Origin of the sequence: Pseudomonas sp. dw_612 (assembly GCF_018449725.1) — a bacterium.
GTDB lineage: Bacteria > Pseudomonadota > Gammaproteobacteria > Pseudomonadales > Pseudomonadaceae > Aquipseudomonas.
On the sequence record NZ_JAAVVC010000034.1, the window covers coordinates 17,993 to 33,246 of the forward strand.

Annotated in this window: 14 protein-coding genes; 7 read left to right on the forward strand and 7 right to left on the reverse strand. The window is 61.3% G+C overall.

The window, feature by feature from the left end; genetic code table 11:
* Nucleotides 1-8 precede the first annotated feature (8 nt).
* The 3 genes from HB680_RS31070 to HB680_RS31080 all read right to left on the reverse strand — a co-directional run bounded on the left by HB680_RS31070 (nt 9) and on the right by HB680_RS31080 (nt 3,486).
* On the reverse strand, nt 9-1,391 hold the full coding sequence (locus HB680_RS31070; protein WP_213942099.1) for an MFS transporter: 1,383 nt from the start codon (nt 1,389-1,391) through the stop codon (nt 9-11).
* Nucleotides 1,392-1,517: 126 nt separating this feature from the next.
* Entirely contained in the window at nt 1,518-2,252 is a 735-nt protein-coding gene (locus tag HB680_RS31075) for a helix-turn-helix transcriptional regulator (protein ID WP_213942100.1), read from the reverse strand.
* Nucleotides 2,253-2,556: 304 nt separating this feature from the next.
* Complete coding sequence (locus HB680_RS31080) at nt 2,557-3,486, reverse strand: LysR family transcriptional regulator (RefSeq protein ID WP_213942101.1); 930 nt, start codon at nt 3,484-3,486, stop codon at nt 2,557-2,559.
* Nucleotides 3,487-3,604: 118 nt separating this feature from the next.
* Here HB680_RS31080 and HB680_RS31085 point away from each other — a divergent pair, with 118 nt between their 5' ends.
* The 3 genes from HB680_RS31085 to HB680_RS31095 all read left to right on the forward strand — a co-directional run bounded on the left by HB680_RS31085 (nt 3,605) and on the right by HB680_RS31095 (nt 5,335).
* Entirely contained in the window at nt 3,605-3,898 is a 294-nt protein-coding gene (locus HB680_RS31085) for a putative quinol monooxygenase (RefSeq protein WP_213942103.1), read from the forward strand.
* Nucleotides 3,899-3,929: 31 nt separating this feature from the next.
* On the forward strand, nt 3,930-4,943 hold the full coding sequence (locus tag HB680_RS31090) for a zinc-binding alcohol dehydrogenase family protein (protein WP_213942105.1): 1,014 nt from the start codon (nt 3,930-3,932) through the stop codon (nt 4,941-4,943).
* Between the two features lie 221 nt (nt 4,944-5,164).
* Complete coding sequence (locus HB680_RS31095) at nt 5,165-5,335, forward strand: hypothetical protein (RefSeq protein WP_213942106.1); 171 nt, start codon at nt 5,165-5,167, stop codon at nt 5,333-5,335.
* 8 nt (nt 5,336-5,343) lie between these two features.
* Here HB680_RS31095 and HB680_RS31100 read toward each other — a convergent pair whose 3' ends face one another.
* The gene (locus tag HB680_RS31100) at nt 5,344-6,540 is read right to left on the reverse strand and encodes a multidrug effflux MFS transporter (RefSeq protein WP_213942107.1); all 1,197 of its coding nucleotides are present in this window, start codon (nt 6,538-6,540) and stop codon (nt 5,344-5,346) included.
* 241 nt (nt 6,541-6,781) lie between these two features.
* On the reverse strand, nt 6,782-6,979 hold the full coding sequence (locus HB680_RS31105) for a cation transporter (RefSeq protein ID WP_213942109.1): 198 nt from the start codon (nt 6,977-6,979) through the stop codon (nt 6,782-6,784).
* A gap of 160 nt (nt 6,980-7,139) precedes the next feature.
* Here HB680_RS31105 and HB680_RS31110 point away from each other — a divergent pair, with 160 nt between their 5' ends.
* The 3 genes from HB680_RS31110 to cueR all read left to right on the forward strand — a co-directional run bounded on the left by HB680_RS31110 (nt 7,140) and on the right by cueR (nt 10,515).
* Complete coding sequence (locus tag HB680_RS31110) at nt 7,140-7,523, forward strand: hypothetical protein (RefSeq protein WP_054043980.1); 384 nt, start codon at nt 7,140-7,142, stop codon at nt 7,521-7,523.
* A gap of 191 nt (nt 7,524-7,714) precedes the next feature.
* Entirely contained in the window at nt 7,715-10,105 is a 2,391-nt protein-coding gene (locus HB680_RS31115; RefSeq protein ID WP_213942111.1) for a heavy metal translocating P-type ATPase, read from the forward strand.
* The gene (gene cueR, locus HB680_RS31120; protein WP_054043982.1) at nt 10,102-10,515 is read left to right on the forward strand and encodes a Cu(I)-responsive transcriptional regulator; all 414 of its coding nucleotides are present in this window, start codon (nt 10,102-10,104) and stop codon (nt 10,513-10,515) included. Before HB680_RS31115 ends, cueR begins: the two co-directional genes overlap by 4 nt.
* Here the strand turns inward: cueR and HB680_RS31125 are convergent.
* Both HB680_RS31125 and HB680_RS31130 read right to left on the reverse strand, forming a co-directional pair.
* Nucleotides 10,469-11,683 carry an MFS transporter gene (locus HB680_RS31125; protein WP_213942112.1) on the reverse strand — a complete coding sequence of 405 codons (1,215 nt, stop codon included), beginning with the start codon at nt 11,681-11,683 and terminating at the stop codon, nt 10,469-10,471. The two genes, cueR and HB680_RS31125, sit on opposite strands and share 47 nt — an antisense overlap.
* Nucleotides 11,684-11,868: 185 nt before the next feature.
* Complete coding sequence (locus HB680_RS31130; RefSeq protein WP_163908180.1) at nt 11,869-12,762, reverse strand: PA4780 family RIO1-like protein kinase; 894 nt, start codon at nt 12,760-12,762, stop codon at nt 11,869-11,871.
* Nucleotides 12,763-13,208: 446 nt separating this feature from the next.
* Here HB680_RS31130 and HB680_RS31135 point away from each other — a divergent pair, with 446 nt between their 5' ends.
* Nucleotides 13,209-15,155, forward strand: coding sequence for a methyl-accepting chemotaxis protein (locus HB680_RS31135; protein ID WP_213942113.1), 1,947 nt, complete (start codon nt 13,209-13,211; stop codon nt 15,153-15,155).
* The last annotated feature ends 99 nt before the right edge of the window (nt 15,156-15,254 follow it).

Here is a 15,254-nt window from a genome sequence, read left to right on the forward strand (position 1 = left end):
TTTTGTGTTTAGCCAATGGCTACCGGTTCAGTCAGCTCTTCCAACGTCTTGCCCCGCGTTTCCATCCCGAACACCCACACCACCCCCGCCGCAATCGCAAAGCACATCGCCCCCAACGCGAACACCCCGCCCTGCCCGGTAATCGGGAACACCAGCCCGGTCACCAACGGCCCGAGTAGCGAACCGACGCGCCCGATTGCCGAGGCAAATCCCGAGCCCGTGGCCCGTGCCGAGGTCGGGTACAGCTCTGGGGTGTAGGTGTAGAGCACGGCCCACATGCCGAACAGGAAGAATTGCATCAGCAGGCCCGAGGTGATCAACAGGCCGACGTTGCCGCCAAACACCGCACTCTGACCATAAAGAAATGCCATCACCCCGCCGCCCAGCAACGTCACGATGCACACCGGTTTACGTCCCCAACGCTCCACCAGCCAGGCAGCCATCAGGAACCCGGGAATCCCGCCGAGGGAAATCAGCACCGTGTAATACACCGACTGCGTCACGGCAAAACCCGACTGTTGCAGCAAGGCGCTGAGCCACGAGGTCAGGCCATAGAAACCGAGCAAGGCGAAGAACCAGACACTCCAGATCATCATCGTGCGCTGGCGGTACAGCGGCGACCAGATCTGCTGCAGCGCGGAAAAGAAAGTGCCCGGTGTGCTCGCCATTCGCGGCAAGCGAATCGGCGCGGGAAGATCAGAGCGCCCCAAGGATCGGCGCACCTGTTCTTCAATGCCTAGCAATACCTTGTCCGCCGCATCATGCCGCCCGGCCTGTTCCAGCCAGCGCGGCGACTCGGGAATGAAGAAGCGAATCGCCAGGACAAACACCGCCGGCACCGCCAACACCAGAAAGATGTCGCGCCAGCCGATCACCGGCAGCAGGAAGTACGACAGCACCCCGGCCGCCACGAAACCCAGCGGCCAGAAGCCGTCCATCAACGCGATATAACGCCCGCGTTTTTTGGCCGGAATAAGCTCCGAGAGCATCGACTGCGCAATCGGAAACTCCATGCCCATGCCGATCCCCAACAGGACGCGGAACATCGTCAGGGTTTCCACGTTCTGCGCCGTCGAGCACAAGTAACTGGCGATGCCCCACAACACGATGCTCCACTGGAACACCGGTTTGCGCCCAAAGCGGTCGGCCAGCATGCCGGACAAGGACGCCCCCAGCACCATGCCAAAAAAGCTCGAACTGGCCAGCAATCCGGCCTGGGCACTGCTCAGGCCAAACTCGGTTTTGATCGAGCCGAGCAGGAAAGTCATCATCGCCAAGTCCATGGAGTCGAAGAAAAACGCCAGGGCAATGATGATGAAAATGATGCGGTGATAGCCGCTGATGGGCAGCCGTTCCAAGCGTTCTGCTGCGCTGAATCCTTTTAATTCCATGCCACACCCCCCGTCCGAAAGTCCCCGGATCGAGTGTGCGCGATAGCGGCTGGGGGTTATTGCTGGATGCGACCTGCCCGCAACCCTGAACGACGCCCGAGACCTCAGACGTCGGTCTCGACGCGCCTACAACGCCATTTCCAGCTCGGTTTCCTTGGCGAAGCGATGAACTTCACGCTGCCCGGTCGTGGTGATCTGCAAGGCCCGGGAATCGTTGGGCAGGGCCAACCAGCCGGACTGCATGAACAACTGCAGCAACGCCGCGCCCAGTGAACCACCCAAATGCGGACGCCGCTCACTCCAGTCAGGGCAGGCGCAGGCAATTTGCGCATTACGGTGGGCCAGGGCCTGGATGAACACCCCGCGGCTGGCCAGTTGCTTGGCACCCTTGTGGGTGACGACGACCCGCTGATCGAACTGCTCGATCCAGCCGGCATCCAGCAAACGCTGGTACAGGTCGGCGGCCAGCGTACCGCCCAAATGGTCGTCGCAGAGCCGCGCCTGCAACAACGACGACGGCGCCGCCTGGCGTTTGCCCAAGAGGTTGCCGCGCTTGATCGTCTCTGGAATCTCCCGTGGCGTGCTGGCCAGGGTGGCACTCGCCAGCGCCTCCACTGCCGCGCCAATTTCGGGGGCCGCCAGGCGGAAGAATCTTTTCCGTCCGCGCTCTTCAACTTTCAACAGACCTCCGGCGGACAAACGCCCCAGGTGTGCACTGGCCGAAGATGGCGACAGCCCGGCCAGCAAGGCCAGCTCTTCGGTTTGCCGCGCCGAGCCATCCATCAAGGCCCACATCATTGCGCTGCGCTTGGGGTCAGCCAACAACGTGGCGATCTGGCTGATGCAAGGTGCATGTTCCATGTATTCACTCCCTGTTGAATCGTATCGTCTACTGCTCACAGACATCTTGACCAGTAATGTGTCGTCGGCCAAGACGCGAAAACCGCCATGAGCCCGGTCAGGCAAGTCACCCACACCCCGTGTTCTGTCGAGCCACCCGCGCCGGCTCCCGGCAAGGACGACTGGATTGTGAACGCGTCCGCGCCGGTGCGACGGTGCAGGCATAAAGCGGGCGCTAGTATAAGCGGGTTGACCGCCGGATCCTGCCCTTGGGAGGCCGCGGGTGGTGATAGTTCCTGACAGAAATTTCGCTATTTGCCTGCGACTATTGATCAGCACCCGGTAACGACGGAAATTGACTACTCAATTGCGCGCATCGGCTGGCGAGCATTTCCCGCAAAAGGTTCACCGGCTTACTCAATTGTGCGCGATGGGCGCACAGCAAATTCAGCGGTGCGCGCTCGCACAACAACTCCGGCAGCAGCACTTTCAAGCGACCGGCCAGCACATCGGCGCCTACATCGAGCCAGGACTTGTAGGCAATGCCGGCCCCCGCCACGGCCCACAGGCGCACCACATCGGCGTCATCGCTGAAACGGTCACCGCTGACCGTCAGGCCGACTTCGCGCTTGCCATCGTGGAAACTCCAGTGATCGTGAACCCGGCTGCCAAGCATAAACAGCAGGCAATTGTGCTGCGCCAGTTGCTCCAGTTGCCGGGGTTCGCCATGCCGGGCCAGGTAAGCGGGGGATGCACAGAGTACGCGGCGGTTCTGCGGGGCGATGGGCAGCGCTACCAGGCTTGAGTCCTCCGGTTCGCCGTACCGCAGGGCGATGTCCACCGGTTGGCGAAACAGGTCGGCGATGCGATCCCCCAACAACAAACGCACAGTCAGTTTCGGATGCTCACGCTGAAACTCGTCCAGCCACGGCAACAGCAGGTTGCGACCAAAGTCCGAAGGCGCCGACAGTTGCAGCACACCGCTGACCTGATCCTGACCGCTGGCCAGCAAACGCCGGCCCTCATCCAGATTGCTCAGGGCCGCCCGAGCGTATTCCAGAAAACCCTCGCCTTCGGCGGTCAGGCGCAGGCTGCGGGTGGAGCGGGCCAGCAATCGTGCGCCGAGTTGCTGTTCAATCCGCTTGAGCGCCGCACTGGCCACAGCCGCCGACATGTCCATCACCCGTGCCGCCGCCGACAGGCTGCCCAGATCCGCCGCCCGGACAAACAACTGCAAGTCATCGAAACGCAGCATTCTCAGCCTCGATTATCAAAAAAATATTGAAAGAGACTGCTCTTTTAGCGGGTTTTATCTTGCCGGGAAATAGCCAATCATCTGTCCCATCGAAATCACTCAGCGTCAGGAGTCGAACATGTCCCAGCCGTTTACCGCCATTGCCACCCTCATCGCCAAACCCGGCCAGCAGGATGCCCTCGAACAGCACCTGCGGGCGCTGCTGGAACCCACCCGCGCCGAGGCCGGTTGCGGTCAATACGATTTGCACCAGGACCTGGCCAACCCTTTGGCTTTCTACATGATCGAACAATGGAGCAGCGACGAAGCCCTGCAAGCCCACGACGCCAGCGCCCACATCCAGAACTTCCGCGCCAAGGCCGGTGACTTTCTCGAACACTTCGACCTCAAGCGCTTGCGCACCCTGGCCTGATTTCTTCCTTTATTACGACGGAGCCCCTTTTATGAAAGCGATTGCCTACTACGCCTCCCTGCCGATCAGCGACGCCAAATCCCTGCAAGACATCGAACTGCCAGAACCGGTGGCCGGCCCGCGCGACCTGCTGGTGGAAGTCAAAGCCATTTCGGTCAACCCGGTGGACACCAAGGTCCGGCAGAACGTCCAGCCAGAAGACGGCGCGGCGAAAGTACTGGGCTGGGACGTGGCCGGTGTGGTCAAGGCCGTGGGCAGTGAAGTCACGCTGTTCAAGGCCGGCGATAAAGTGTTCTACGCCGGCTCCATCGCCCGCGCTGGCGGCAACAGTGAGCTGCATGTGGTGGACGAGCGGATTGTCGGGCACATGCCCAAGTCCCTTGGCTTCGCCGAAGCCGCCGCGCTGCCGCTGACCGCGATCACGGCGTGGGAATTGTTGTTCGAACGCCTGCAAGTGCGCGAAGGCAACACCGATGAAGGTCAGAGTTTGCTGATCGTCGGCGCTGCGGGTGGTGTCGGTTCGATCCTGACCCAACTGGCCAGCCAGCTCACCGGGTTGAAAGTCATCGGCACCGCATCCCGCCCGCAAACCCAGAGCTGGGTGCGTGAGTTGGGGGCCGATCTGGTGATCGATCATAGCCAGCCGCTGAGCGAAGAACTCAAGCGTGCCGACATCAAGCAGGTGACCCACGTCGCCAGCCTGACCCAGACCGATGAACATCTGGATCAACTGGTCGAGGCCTTGGCGCCTCAGGGCAAGCTAGCGTTGATTGATGATCCAAAGGCGCTCGACGTGACCAAACTCAAGCGCAAGAGCATTTCGTTGCACTGGGAGTTCATGTACACCCGCTCGCTGTTCGAGACTGCCGACATGATCGAGCAGCACAATTTGCTCAACCGTATCGCGCAGTTGATCGATGCCGGGACATTGAAAACCACGGTGGGCGAACACTTCGGCGTCATCAACGCGAGCAACCTGCGCCGCGCCCATGAACTGCTGGAAAGCGGCAAGGCCAAAGGCAAGATCGTGCTGGAAGGGTTTTAACACCCAGATCAAAAGATCGCAGGCTTCGCCAGCTCCTACAGACTTTGTGTACAGCCCGAATATCCGGGCCAACACCGATCCCTGTAGGAGCTGCCGAAGGCTGCGATCTTTTGATCTTACAAACCGTCAGTCTGAGAGTTGACCGTTGTCACAATTGCGATCGTATTCGGGTCTACAATCGAGACCTCTGCGACACAATCTTTTACTTAAGGAGGTCAGCAATGAAGATCCTGATAAAAGAAGTGGCAACATCCCAGTGGCAAGTCCGTCTCGACCAACACGCCATCACGTTCCGCAGCGAAGCTGAAGCGCGCGCCTTCACCCGTACCCTGGAAGCGCGGCTCCACGCCCCTCATCAAATCCCCGACCGCCAGCAGCGTGCCGCTGGCTAAATCCGGTTTCAGACCGCGGCTTGGGCCAGCGCCCGGGCATTTTGTAAACGTCGGGTGAGCATCGCGGCGCTCACCACCAGAATTCCGCACAGGCTGATGACCATGGCCATCGGCATGGCGCTGCCATCGTGTAAAACCCCCACCAGCGTTGCCGCTCCGGCGGCGACGCTGAATTGCAGGCACCCGAGCAACGCCGACGCACTGCCGGCGCGAGCGCCCTGCCCGTTCATGGCGCAGGCCGACGCGTTGGGCAGGATGCAACCGAGGCTGGCGATGCAGACAAACAATGGAATCAGCAGCGGCCATAGTTGTTCGGTGTGCATCGAACTCACCGCGAGCAATGTCAGGCCTGCGCCCAGGTAAATCCACACCGTGCGCGCCAGCAGGAACGCCGGCCCACGCTTGGCCAACAGTCGCGCGTTGACCTGCGCCACCAGGATGAAGCCCGCCGCGTTGGTGCCGAACAGCCAGCCGAAATGCTCGGCCGGCACGCCATAAAGCTTGATGAAGACAAACGGCGAACCGGAGATGTAGGCAAACATGCCTGCGACGGCGAGACCGCCGGTCAAGGCGTGGCCGAGGTAGACCGGATCGGCCAGCAGCCGGCCGTACTGACGCAATGCGCCCTTCAACGGCTGGCGCGGCACATAGTCCGGCAGGCTTTCCGGCAACCCAAGGGCCACGGCCAGTGCGGCCAGGGCGCTGAACCCGGTCAGCACCAGGAAGATCGACTGCCAACCGGTGGTGTTGACCAGCAACCCGCCAAGCATCGGTGCCAGGATCGGCGCCAGCCCCATCACCAGCATCAGTTGCGAAAAGACTTTTGCCGAGCCCACCGCATCGCATTTATCACTGACCACCGCCCGGGAAATCACCATCCCCGCGCAACCGCCCAGTGCCTGGATGAAGCGTGCGCCCATCAGCCATTCCAGATTCGGCGCAAACGCACACGCCAGGGAAGCAGCGGTGAACAAGCCAACGCCCGTGAGCAACGGAATACGCCGCCCAAAACGATCCGCCACCGGGCCGTAGAGCAGTTGACCAATGGACAAGCCGAGGAAATACGCGGCAAGCGTCATCTGCACGTGTTTTTCGTCGGTGCCGAACGACTGCGCGATCGCCGGGAACGCCGGCAGATAGAAATCGATCGCCAGCGGACCGAAAGCGGTCAGGGCACCAAGAATCAGAATGGTACGGAAGTTCATCGGGCATCCAGTTGGGCGTGGGGCGGCAGGCTCGACAGTCTAGCCGGGCGTGAACGCCTTGAACATTCCGATAGGTCGCTAACTATTAAAAATCTTCAGGCAACGGTGCCTCTCAGCTAAAACACAGAACCCTGTGGGAGCGGGCTTGCTCGCGAAAGCGGTGTGTCATTCAGTATTTATGTCGACTGACACTCCGTCTTCGCGAGCAAGCCCGCTCCCACAGGGGGATTTGCGCCGGGCCTCAGGCAACTTTGGCGTCGTAGCCTTCTTCAGTAATCGCGGCAATGACTTGCTCGGTGGTCAACGCGCTTTCAACCCCGACTTCCTTCGCCGCCAGATCAACCCGGACACTGGCCGCCGGATCCCTGGCTTGCAGGGCTTGGGTGATGGCCTTGACGCAATGACCGCAGGACATGCCTTGAACGTTGAACACTTGCATGGAATGACTCCTTGAGTGAGGCTTTTTAGTAACACTGCAGGCAGTCTCGAGCTTGCCACCATGGCAAGGTCAAGTTCTGAAAGAATCTGCCGGGCTGGCATTCGTCTTCGCGCTCGGCCAAGCTGCGTTCATCAATGACTCGACCTCAGGAGATTCAGCCATGCGCTGGTCAGCTCTCAGCCTGTTTGGCTTCCTCAGCCTTTTCGCCGCCCTGCCTTCGGCCAATGCCGCCGGGGAAGATTACGGCGTATTGATTATTTCCCGCGAGCGTCTGGAAGTCGCGACCTCCTGCGAGATCGGCGTGTACATCCAGGACCAGTTATCGGCGCGGCTGTTCCAGGAACAGAGCACCTCGTTCAACCTGCCGCCGGGCAATGTGTCCCTGCGCCTGAAACTGTTGCCGGGCCAGGCGCCGGGCTGCAATGCAGGAATGCTGGCACCGGGTTCGCAGAACATCACGCTCAAGGCCGGCGATGTATTGAAGTTCCGGATTGCGATGACACAGGAAGGGATGTACCTCAAGCCTGCTGCCCTCGAGTATTGACATCGATCCCCTGTGGGAGCGGGCTTGCTCGCGAAAGCGGTGGCTCAGTCAACGTTGATGTCGCCTGACACTCCGTCTTCGCGAGCAAGCCCGCTCCCACATTTGATCTGCGGCGATGTGAAGATTCGCGCTTGACCTTGCCCGCATGGCAAGGTTGATCCTGTAGGCACTTTCTACAGGGAGCGTGACCGATGTCCGAATCCACCACTTTCGATCTGCCGATTGCCGGCATGACCTGCGCCAGTTGCGCCGGCCGTGTCGAGCGTGCCTTGAGCAAAGTCATCGGCGCCACGGCGGTCAGCGTCAACCTGGCCACTGAACAAGCGCGTATCCAGGCGCCCAGCGACAGCCTGCCGGCCCTGATGGACGCGGTACAGCAGGCGGGCTACAGCGTGCCGCAACAAACTCTGGAATTGAGTATCGACGGCATGACCTGCGCGTCCTGCGTCGGCCGGGTCGAACGGGCGCTGACCAAAGTGCCGGGGGTGAAAAGTGTCAGCGTCAACCTCGCCAACGAACGCGCCCACCTCGAACTGCTCGGTCACGTCGACCCGCAAACCCTGATCGCCGCCGTGACCAAGGCCGGTTACTCGGCCAGCGTCTGGGAAGTCGAACACCCCACCGACAATCAACAAACCCGTCTGCAACGTGAGCGCTGGATCCTGCTCGCAGCCATCGCCCTGGCCTTGCCGCTGGTGCTGCCGATGCTGCTGCAACCGTTCGGCGTGCACTGGATGCTCCCGGCCTGGGCGCAATTCGCCCTGGCCACGCCGGTGCAATTTATCTTCGGTGCGCGGTTTTATGTGGCGGCGTGGAAAGCCGTGCGCGCCGGTGCTGGCAATATGGATTTGCTCGTCGCCCTGGGCACCAGCGCCGGTTACGGCTTGAGTCTGTATGAATGGGCCACCGCCGCAGGGCGCATGCCGCATCTGTATTTCGAAGCCTCGGCGGTGGTGATTGCCCTGGTGCTGCTGGGCAAATACCTGGAAAGCCGCGCCAAACGCCAGACCGCCAGTGCCATTCGCGCACTGGAAGCACTGCGTCCGGAACGGGCGATTCAAGTGATCGACGGCCGCGAACAAGACGTCGCCATCAGCGCCCTGCGCCTGAATGATCTGGTGATGGTCAAACCCGGCGAACGGTTCCCGGTGGACGGCGAAGTGGTGGAAGGCCAGAGCCATGCCGACGAAGCACTGATCAGCGGCGAAAGCCTGCCAGTGCCCAAACAACCCGGCGACAAGGTCACCGGCGGCGCAATCAATGGTGAAGCTCGTTTGCTGGTGCGCACCTTGGCCCTCGGCGCGGAAACCGTATTGGCGCGGATCATTCGTCTGGTCGAAGACGCCCAGGCCGCGAAAGCACCGATCCAGAAACTGGTGGATAAAGTCAGCCAGGTGTTTGTGCCGACGGTGCTGTTCCTGGCCTTGGCGACGTTGATCGGCTGGTGGCTGTACGGCGCGCCGATTGAAACCGCGTTGATCAACGCCGTCGCCGTTTTGGTGATCGCCTGCCCTTGCGCCCTGGGCCTGGCCACGCCGACGGCAATCATGGCCGGCACTGGCGTGGCGGCGCGCTACGGCATTTTGATCAAGGACGCCGAAGCGCTGGAACGCGCTCATGAAGTCAGCGCGGTGGTCTTCGACAAGACCGGCACCCTGACTTCCGGCGCACCGCGCATCGCTCATTTGAATGCGCTGGACGGTGACGAAGCCGCCCTGCTGCAAATGGCCGGCGCGCTGCAACGGGGCAGCGAACACCCGCTGGCCAAGGCTGTGCTGGATGCCTGTGCCGAGCGTGGGCTGGACGTGGCTGATGTCACCGACAGTCAATCGCTGACCGGGCGCGGTATTGCCGGTACGCTCGACGGTCGTCGGTTGGCGCTGGGTAATCGTCGGATATTGGAAGAAAGCACTTTGAGCGCAGGTCCGTTAGCCGAGTCAGCAGCCCAATGGGAAACCGAAGGCCGAACCCTGTCCTGGCTGATCGAGCAAAGCCCCGAACCGCGCGTGCTCGGCCTGTTCGCCTTCGGCGATACCCTCAAGCCCGGCGCTCTGCAAGCGGTGCAGCAACTCAACGCGCGCAACATCAGCAGCCACCTGCTGACCGGCGACAACCGTGGCAGCGCCAAAGTCGTCGCCAAAGCGTTGGGCATCAAGGATGTTCACGCCGAAGTCCTGCCGGCAGACAAAGCCGCCACCGTCGCCGAACTGAAGAAAACCGGCGTGGTGGCCATGGTTGGCGACGGCATCAACGACGCTCCGGCGCTGGCCGCAGCCGATATCGGCATCGCCATGGGCGGCGGCACCGACGTGGCGATGCACGCCGCCGGGATCACCCTGATGCGCGGCGATCCACGGCTGGTGCCGGCGGCGCTGGAGATCAGCCGCAAGACCTACGCGAAGATCCGTCAAAACCTGTTCTGGGCCTTCGTCTATAACCTGATCGGCATTCCGCTGGCCGCGTTCGGCTACCTTAACCCGGTGTTGGCCGGCGCGGCCATGGCACTGTCGAGCGTCAGCGTGGTGAGCAACGCGCTACTGTTGAAAACCTGGAAACCCAAGGATCTGGAGGACAACCGATGAACATCGGCCAAGCGGCCCGCCACAGCGGCCTGAGCGCGAAGATGATCCGTTATTACGAGTCCATCGGCTTGCTCAAGGCCGCCCATCGCACCGACAGCGGCTACCGGGTGTATGGCGACGACGACCTGCACACCCTGGCCTTTATCAAACGCTCCCGGGATCTGGGCTTTTCGCTGGAAGAGGTCGGCAAGTTGCTGACCCTCTGGCAGGACCGCCAGCGGGCCAGCGCTGATGTGAAGGCCCTGGCTCGTCAACACATCGATGAGCTGAACCAGAAGATCCGCGAACTCGGCCAGTTGCGCGACACCCTGCAGGACCTGGTCGAGCACTGCCACGGCGACCACCGCCCGGACTGCCCGATCCTCAAGGAGCTGGCGTCGGGTTGCTGCGCCGAACCTGCCCGCGCCTGACGGATAACCCCTTCACCACCAGCAACGTGGTAAGGGGAATTCCGTGGAACAACAGCACCACCGCGCCGGGCGTCCACCAGGCGTAGAACGGCGCGGCGATCAGCATGCCGATGCCAAACCCGGTCATTTGCAGCAGGGTCAGAAAGCTGAAGATCGGCAGGCGCAGGTGGCCCGGTTCCCGTTGCAGGCGCGACATCAGGCCGACTTCGGAAAACCCGTCGCCCAGCCCGGCCGGCAACGAGAACAGCAGCAAACCGTAAAGGGTCTGCTGCTGGAACATCAGGATGAAACCGCAGGACATCAGCAGCACGCCGTAGAAAAAGCGCCGCTCAAGGTTGATGTTGTCCGAGCCTTTGAGGCGACTGGCGATCCGTGCGCCGATAAGTTTGCCGCTGGCCCAGACGGCCAGCATCAGGCCCAAGGTGGTGCTGGCGGATTCCGGGGTCAGCAACCGCGAGATGATCGGGAAGCCGACGTTGTGCGCCGCGCTGCCCAAAGTATCCGCCATGGCCACTGCGAGCATCGCCGCCAACACCGGGGCGGAGCGCAAACCTTGCAGCAGCGCCGACCATTCCCCTCTCTCGCTTTTTGATTCGGCACCGGTCGCTGCCGCTGAAAACCGTAACGGCACCAGCAGCAACGCCGCCAACAGGTAAGTGGCCACGTTCAGCGCGAACACCACTTCAAAGCCAAACACCGCGACGACCAACCCCGCCACCACACTGCCAGCGACCATCGCCATCGACGCTGCCGAAGTGATCCAGGCGTTAGTCTTGAGCAAGTGCTCGCGCTCGATCAGGTTCGGCAATTGGCTGTTGAGGCCGATGGCGAACATCGAATTGCCGAAGCCCAGCCCGAAGGCAATCACCGGCAGCAGCAGCGCTTGCTGGGTCACCGGCAAAATAAGCAACAAACCGAGCACCCCGGCGCGCAGCAAATCGAAGGCAATCAGCGGCAGGCGCCCGGACCAGCGACGATAGAACGTGGTACCGATCAAACTGGCAAAAATCCCCCCGGCCACGCGGCTGGCGAGGAAAATCGCCATGCTCATGGCGCTGTTGCTCAGTACGTAGACGTAAGTGGCCAGGGCGACCATGTTGAGGAACGCGCCGAAGTCCGAGATCAGACGGGCGGTGATGATCAGGTGGGCGTTGCGGGTGGAGTTCACAATCAATCCTTGAGTGTGGGGATCTCCTCTGTAGGAGCTGTCGAGTGAAACGAGGCTGCGATCTTTTGACGTTGATTTTTAAAAACAAGATCAAAAGATCGCAGCCTCGTTTCACTCGACAGCTCCTACAGGGATCAGCGTTTCGACAAAAAAACCCGACCAAGGCCGGGTTTTTCGTTAACCGATCACTGCATCCAGGGTGGAGGCGGTTCTTCGGTTTTGCCGGGTGGCGCATCATCAGCCGCGCGCACCGCTTGCTTGCGCTCTTCATCCAGGCGTGCCGCCTCGATTTCGCGGATGACGCCGCCCACGTCCGCCAGCTCTTCCGGCTCATCGAACTCACCGGTCAGAATGCTGGCCGGGTGCAAGGTGCCGGCTTCGTACAGCGCCCACATTTCCTTGGCGTACTTGGTCTTTTTCAACTCCGGCGCAAACCGCCCGAAGTAGGACGCCATGTTGCCCACGTCCCGCTCCAGCATGTTGAACGCGTGGTTGTTACCCGCCGCATCCACTGCCTGGGGCAGGTCGATGATGACCGGGCCGGTCGGGGTCAACAGTACGTTGAACTCCGACAGGTCACCGTGCACCAGACCGGTACACAACATCAGCACGATCTGGGAAATCAGGAACGCGTGGTATTCGCGGGCCTGGTCCGGTTCCAGCACCACGTCGTTCAGACGCGGCGCGGCATCGCCGTATTCATCGGCTACCAGCTCCATGAGCAGCACGCCTTCGAGGAAGTCGTACGGCTTGGGCACCCGCACACCAGCGCCGGCCAGACGAAACAGGGCCGCCACTTCGGCGTTCTGCCAGGCGTCCTCGGTTTCTTTCTTGCCGAACTTGGAGCCTTTGGCCATGGCGCGAGCCTGTCGGCTGTTGCGTACCTTGCGACCTTCCTGATACTCGGCCGCCTGACGGAAACTGCGTTTATTCGCCTCCTTGTAGACCTTCGCGCAACGTAGCTCGTTACCGCAGCGCACCACATAAACAGCTGCTTCTTTACCACTCATGAGTGGGCGCAGCACCTCGTCGACCAGACCGTCCTCGATCAGGGGTTCAATGCGTTTTGGAGTCTTCATCAGCTTTTATTGTGGGTCCTTTATTACCAAACACGCGAAAGTCATTCGTTATACGGCAATCCTCGCACCTCGGGGAGGGGTTACCGACCTATGAACATGGCGGATGCACACAATGTGCCGAATTTAACCGGCAAATCCCACGCCGTTCATCGACCGGTAGAGATCATAGCCGAGCCGCCGGCACTTGTTGGCGAAGGGATGACAGGGCATTTACGACAGAAGCTGACATCCGGATTACTCCCATTTGTAGGTTTTTTCTCAACAGGCCTCAATTTCCCATTTTTTCAGCCGAAGTCCTTAGAGAGAAAAGGATTTGTCCGACAATCGTTGCCGCTAAAACGACGATGCCGCCCTCAAGGAACCGAGTCGATCAATACCGTTTTCGGCTGCTAATAATCCGCGAGTCATCTGCACTGCGTGGGCCTACAAGAAAATCTGGAGCGCGGATGAACATCAAACAGAAGTTGACGTGGGCGTTTGCAATCATCGCCTGCTTGCCGGTGGTACTGGTCGCCACCCTCGTGGTGCTGAACTTGCGCAGCGATGCCAAGGACGATTTCGTTGACGGCAGTGGTCGCGAGATCCGTCAGGTCGCCAATGCCATGCAGCTGTTTTTCGACGGCATCAGCCAGAACGTCGATTACCTGGCGTCCCAGCCGCTGATCAAGGGCACCGACGACAGCCTCAAGACCTACATGGCCGCCAACGCCGAGACGGTGCCTCAGGGCGAAATGGACAAAAAAGTCTTCGCGCTCCTCCAGGACCTGGGCAACACCCATCCGTCCTACGCCTACGCGATCGTCGGCACGGCGGCCGGCGGTTATGTGTCCTGGCCGGACGACGCGAAACTGAACAATTACGACCCGCGCCAGCGTCCCTGGTACAAAGCCGCGCAGGCCAAACCGGGCAAGCCGTTCCGCACCGAGGCTTATTACTGGGCCCAGGACGACGCGTCCTACGTCAGCACCGTGCGCACCATCGATAACAAGTTGGGCAACAACGGCGGCGTGGTCAGCATCGACGTGACGCTCAAGCAGCTCACCGAAATCGTCAAACAGATCAAGCTCGGCGAAACCGGCTACCTGATGCTGCTGGAAAACACCGGCACCGTCCTGGTCGATCCGAAGCAACCGGAACACAACTTCAAGGCCCTGAGCAGCCTCGGCGAAGGCTACGCACAATTGGCCAAGGCCGGCAAAGGCCTGGTGGAAGTCGAACTGAACGGCGAGCGCTATATGGCCAACGTCTGGCCGTCGGAGCAACTGGGCTGGACCTTTATCGGCCTGATCAAGCAAGCCGACGTGATGAGTTCGGCCACCCAATTGACCTGGCTGATCGCTGGCATCGCCGCAGTACTGGCGGTGTTCTTCGCCATCGTCGGGGCCAGTTTCGCGCGTGTCATCGTGCGGCCGATTAGCAGCGTGGCCAGCGGCCTGGAAGGCATCGCCCAAGGCGAAGGCGACCTGACCAAGAACCTGGAAATCCGTGGCAGCGATGAAACCGCACAACTGGCCAGTTGGTTCAACCAGTTCCTGGCAGCCATCCGCAATCTGATCCAGAGCATCGGCGGCGCCGCGAACAAAATCCTCGCCACCTCCCAGAGCTCGACCCGCGTCTCCAGCGACATGGCCGAAGCCGCCGGGCGCCAGCGTGAAGCGGTGGACATGGTGTCCACGGCGTTCCACGAAATGGTCGCCACCGCCAACGAAGTGGCGCGCTCGTGCAGCCAGGCCGCCGAGTCGGCCGACAGTGGCCAGCGTCAGGCCCGCGAAGGTCAGCAGCAGATCGACGCCGCGGTGACCAGCGTCGATCGCCTGAGCCAGGAAATCGAATCGTCGGCGCAGTCGATGCAGCAACTGGAACGCGACAGCAATGACATTCAGTCGATTCTCGGGACGATTCGCTCGATTGCCGAACAGACCAACCTGCTGGCATTGAACGCCGCGATCGAAGCGGCACGGGCCGGTGAACAAGGTCGCGGGTTTGCGGTGGTGGCGGATGAAGTCCGCGCCCTGGCCAAACGCACGGCTGACTCGACTGCCGAGATCGACGGCTTGCTCGGCAACCTGGCCAAGCGCACCAGCCAGGTGACCCAGCAGATGCATGCGAGCCTGGAAGTATCGCAGCAATCGGTAACGCGCATTGGCGAGGCCCGCAGCAGCTTCGGGCTGATTCGTGAGTCGGTGGACGTGATTCGTGACATGAACACGCAGATTGCGACGGCGGCGGAAGAACAGCATCAGGTGGCCGAGGACATCAATCGGCACATCAGTCAGATTCATGGCGATGCGCAGTTGGTGGCGGAACTGGCGAACTCGGCGCGATTGGACTCCCAGAGTCTGGCCGGGTTGTCGAATGAGCTGGATGGGTTGGTTCGGCGGTTCAGAACTTGAGAATGAGGGTGGTCTTAGGGCCACCCCTCACCCCAGCCCTCTCCCCAGCGGGGAGAGGGGGAAAGGGAGCAGATTTGCGTCGTTTTCAAACCTGAGCTA

Bases quoted from the DNA above. Each gene is read 5' to 3' on its own strand.
- HB680_RS31070 (WP_213942099.1), bottom strand. From the start codon at position 1,391: ATGGAATTAAAAGGATTCAGCGCAGCAGAACGCTTGGAACGGCTGCCC.
- HB680_RS31075 (WP_213942100.1), bottom strand. From the start codon at position 2,252: ATGGAACATGCACCTTGCATCAGCCAGATCGCCACGTTGTTGGCTGAC.
- HB680_RS31080 (WP_213942101.1), bottom strand. From the start codon at position 3,486: ATGCTGCGTTTCGATGACTTGCAGTTGTTTGTCCGGGCGGCGGATCTG.
- HB680_RS31085 (WP_213942103.1), top strand. From the start codon at position 3,605: ATGTCCCAGCCGTTTACCGCCATTGCCACCCTCATCGCCAAACCCGGC.
- HB680_RS31090 (WP_213942105.1), top strand. From the start codon at position 3,930: ATGAAAGCGATTGCCTACTACGCCTCCCTGCCGATCAGCGACGCCAAA.
- HB680_RS31095 (WP_213942106.1), top strand. From the start codon at position 5,165: ATGAAGATCCTGATAAAAGAAGTGGCAACATCCCAGTGGCAAGTCCGT.
- HB680_RS31100 (WP_213942107.1), bottom strand. From the start codon at position 6,540: ATGAACTTCCGTACCATTCTGATTCTTGGTGCCCTGACCGCTTTCGGT.
- HB680_RS31105 (WP_213942109.1), bottom strand. From the start codon at position 6,979: ATGCAAGTGTTCAACGTTCAAGGCATGTCCTGCGGTCATTGCGTCAAG.
- HB680_RS31110 (WP_054043980.1), top strand. From the start codon at position 7,140: ATGCGCTGGTCAGCTCTCAGCCTGTTTGGCTTCCTCAGCCTTTTCGCC.
- HB680_RS31115 (WP_213942111.1), top strand. From the start codon at position 7,715: ATGTCCGAATCCACCACTTTCGATCTGCCGATTGCCGGCATGACCTGC.
- cueR (WP_054043982.1), top strand. From the start codon at position 10,102: ATGAACATCGGCCAAGCGGCCCGCCACAGCGGCCTGAGCGCGAAGATG.
- HB680_RS31130 (WP_163908180.1), bottom strand. From the start codon at position 12,762: ATGAAGACTCCAAAACGCATTGAACCCCTGATCGAGGACGGTCTGGTC.
- HB680_RS31135 (WP_213942113.1), top strand. From the start codon at position 13,209: ATGAACATCAAACAGAAGTTGACGTGGGCGTTTGCAATCATCGCCTGC.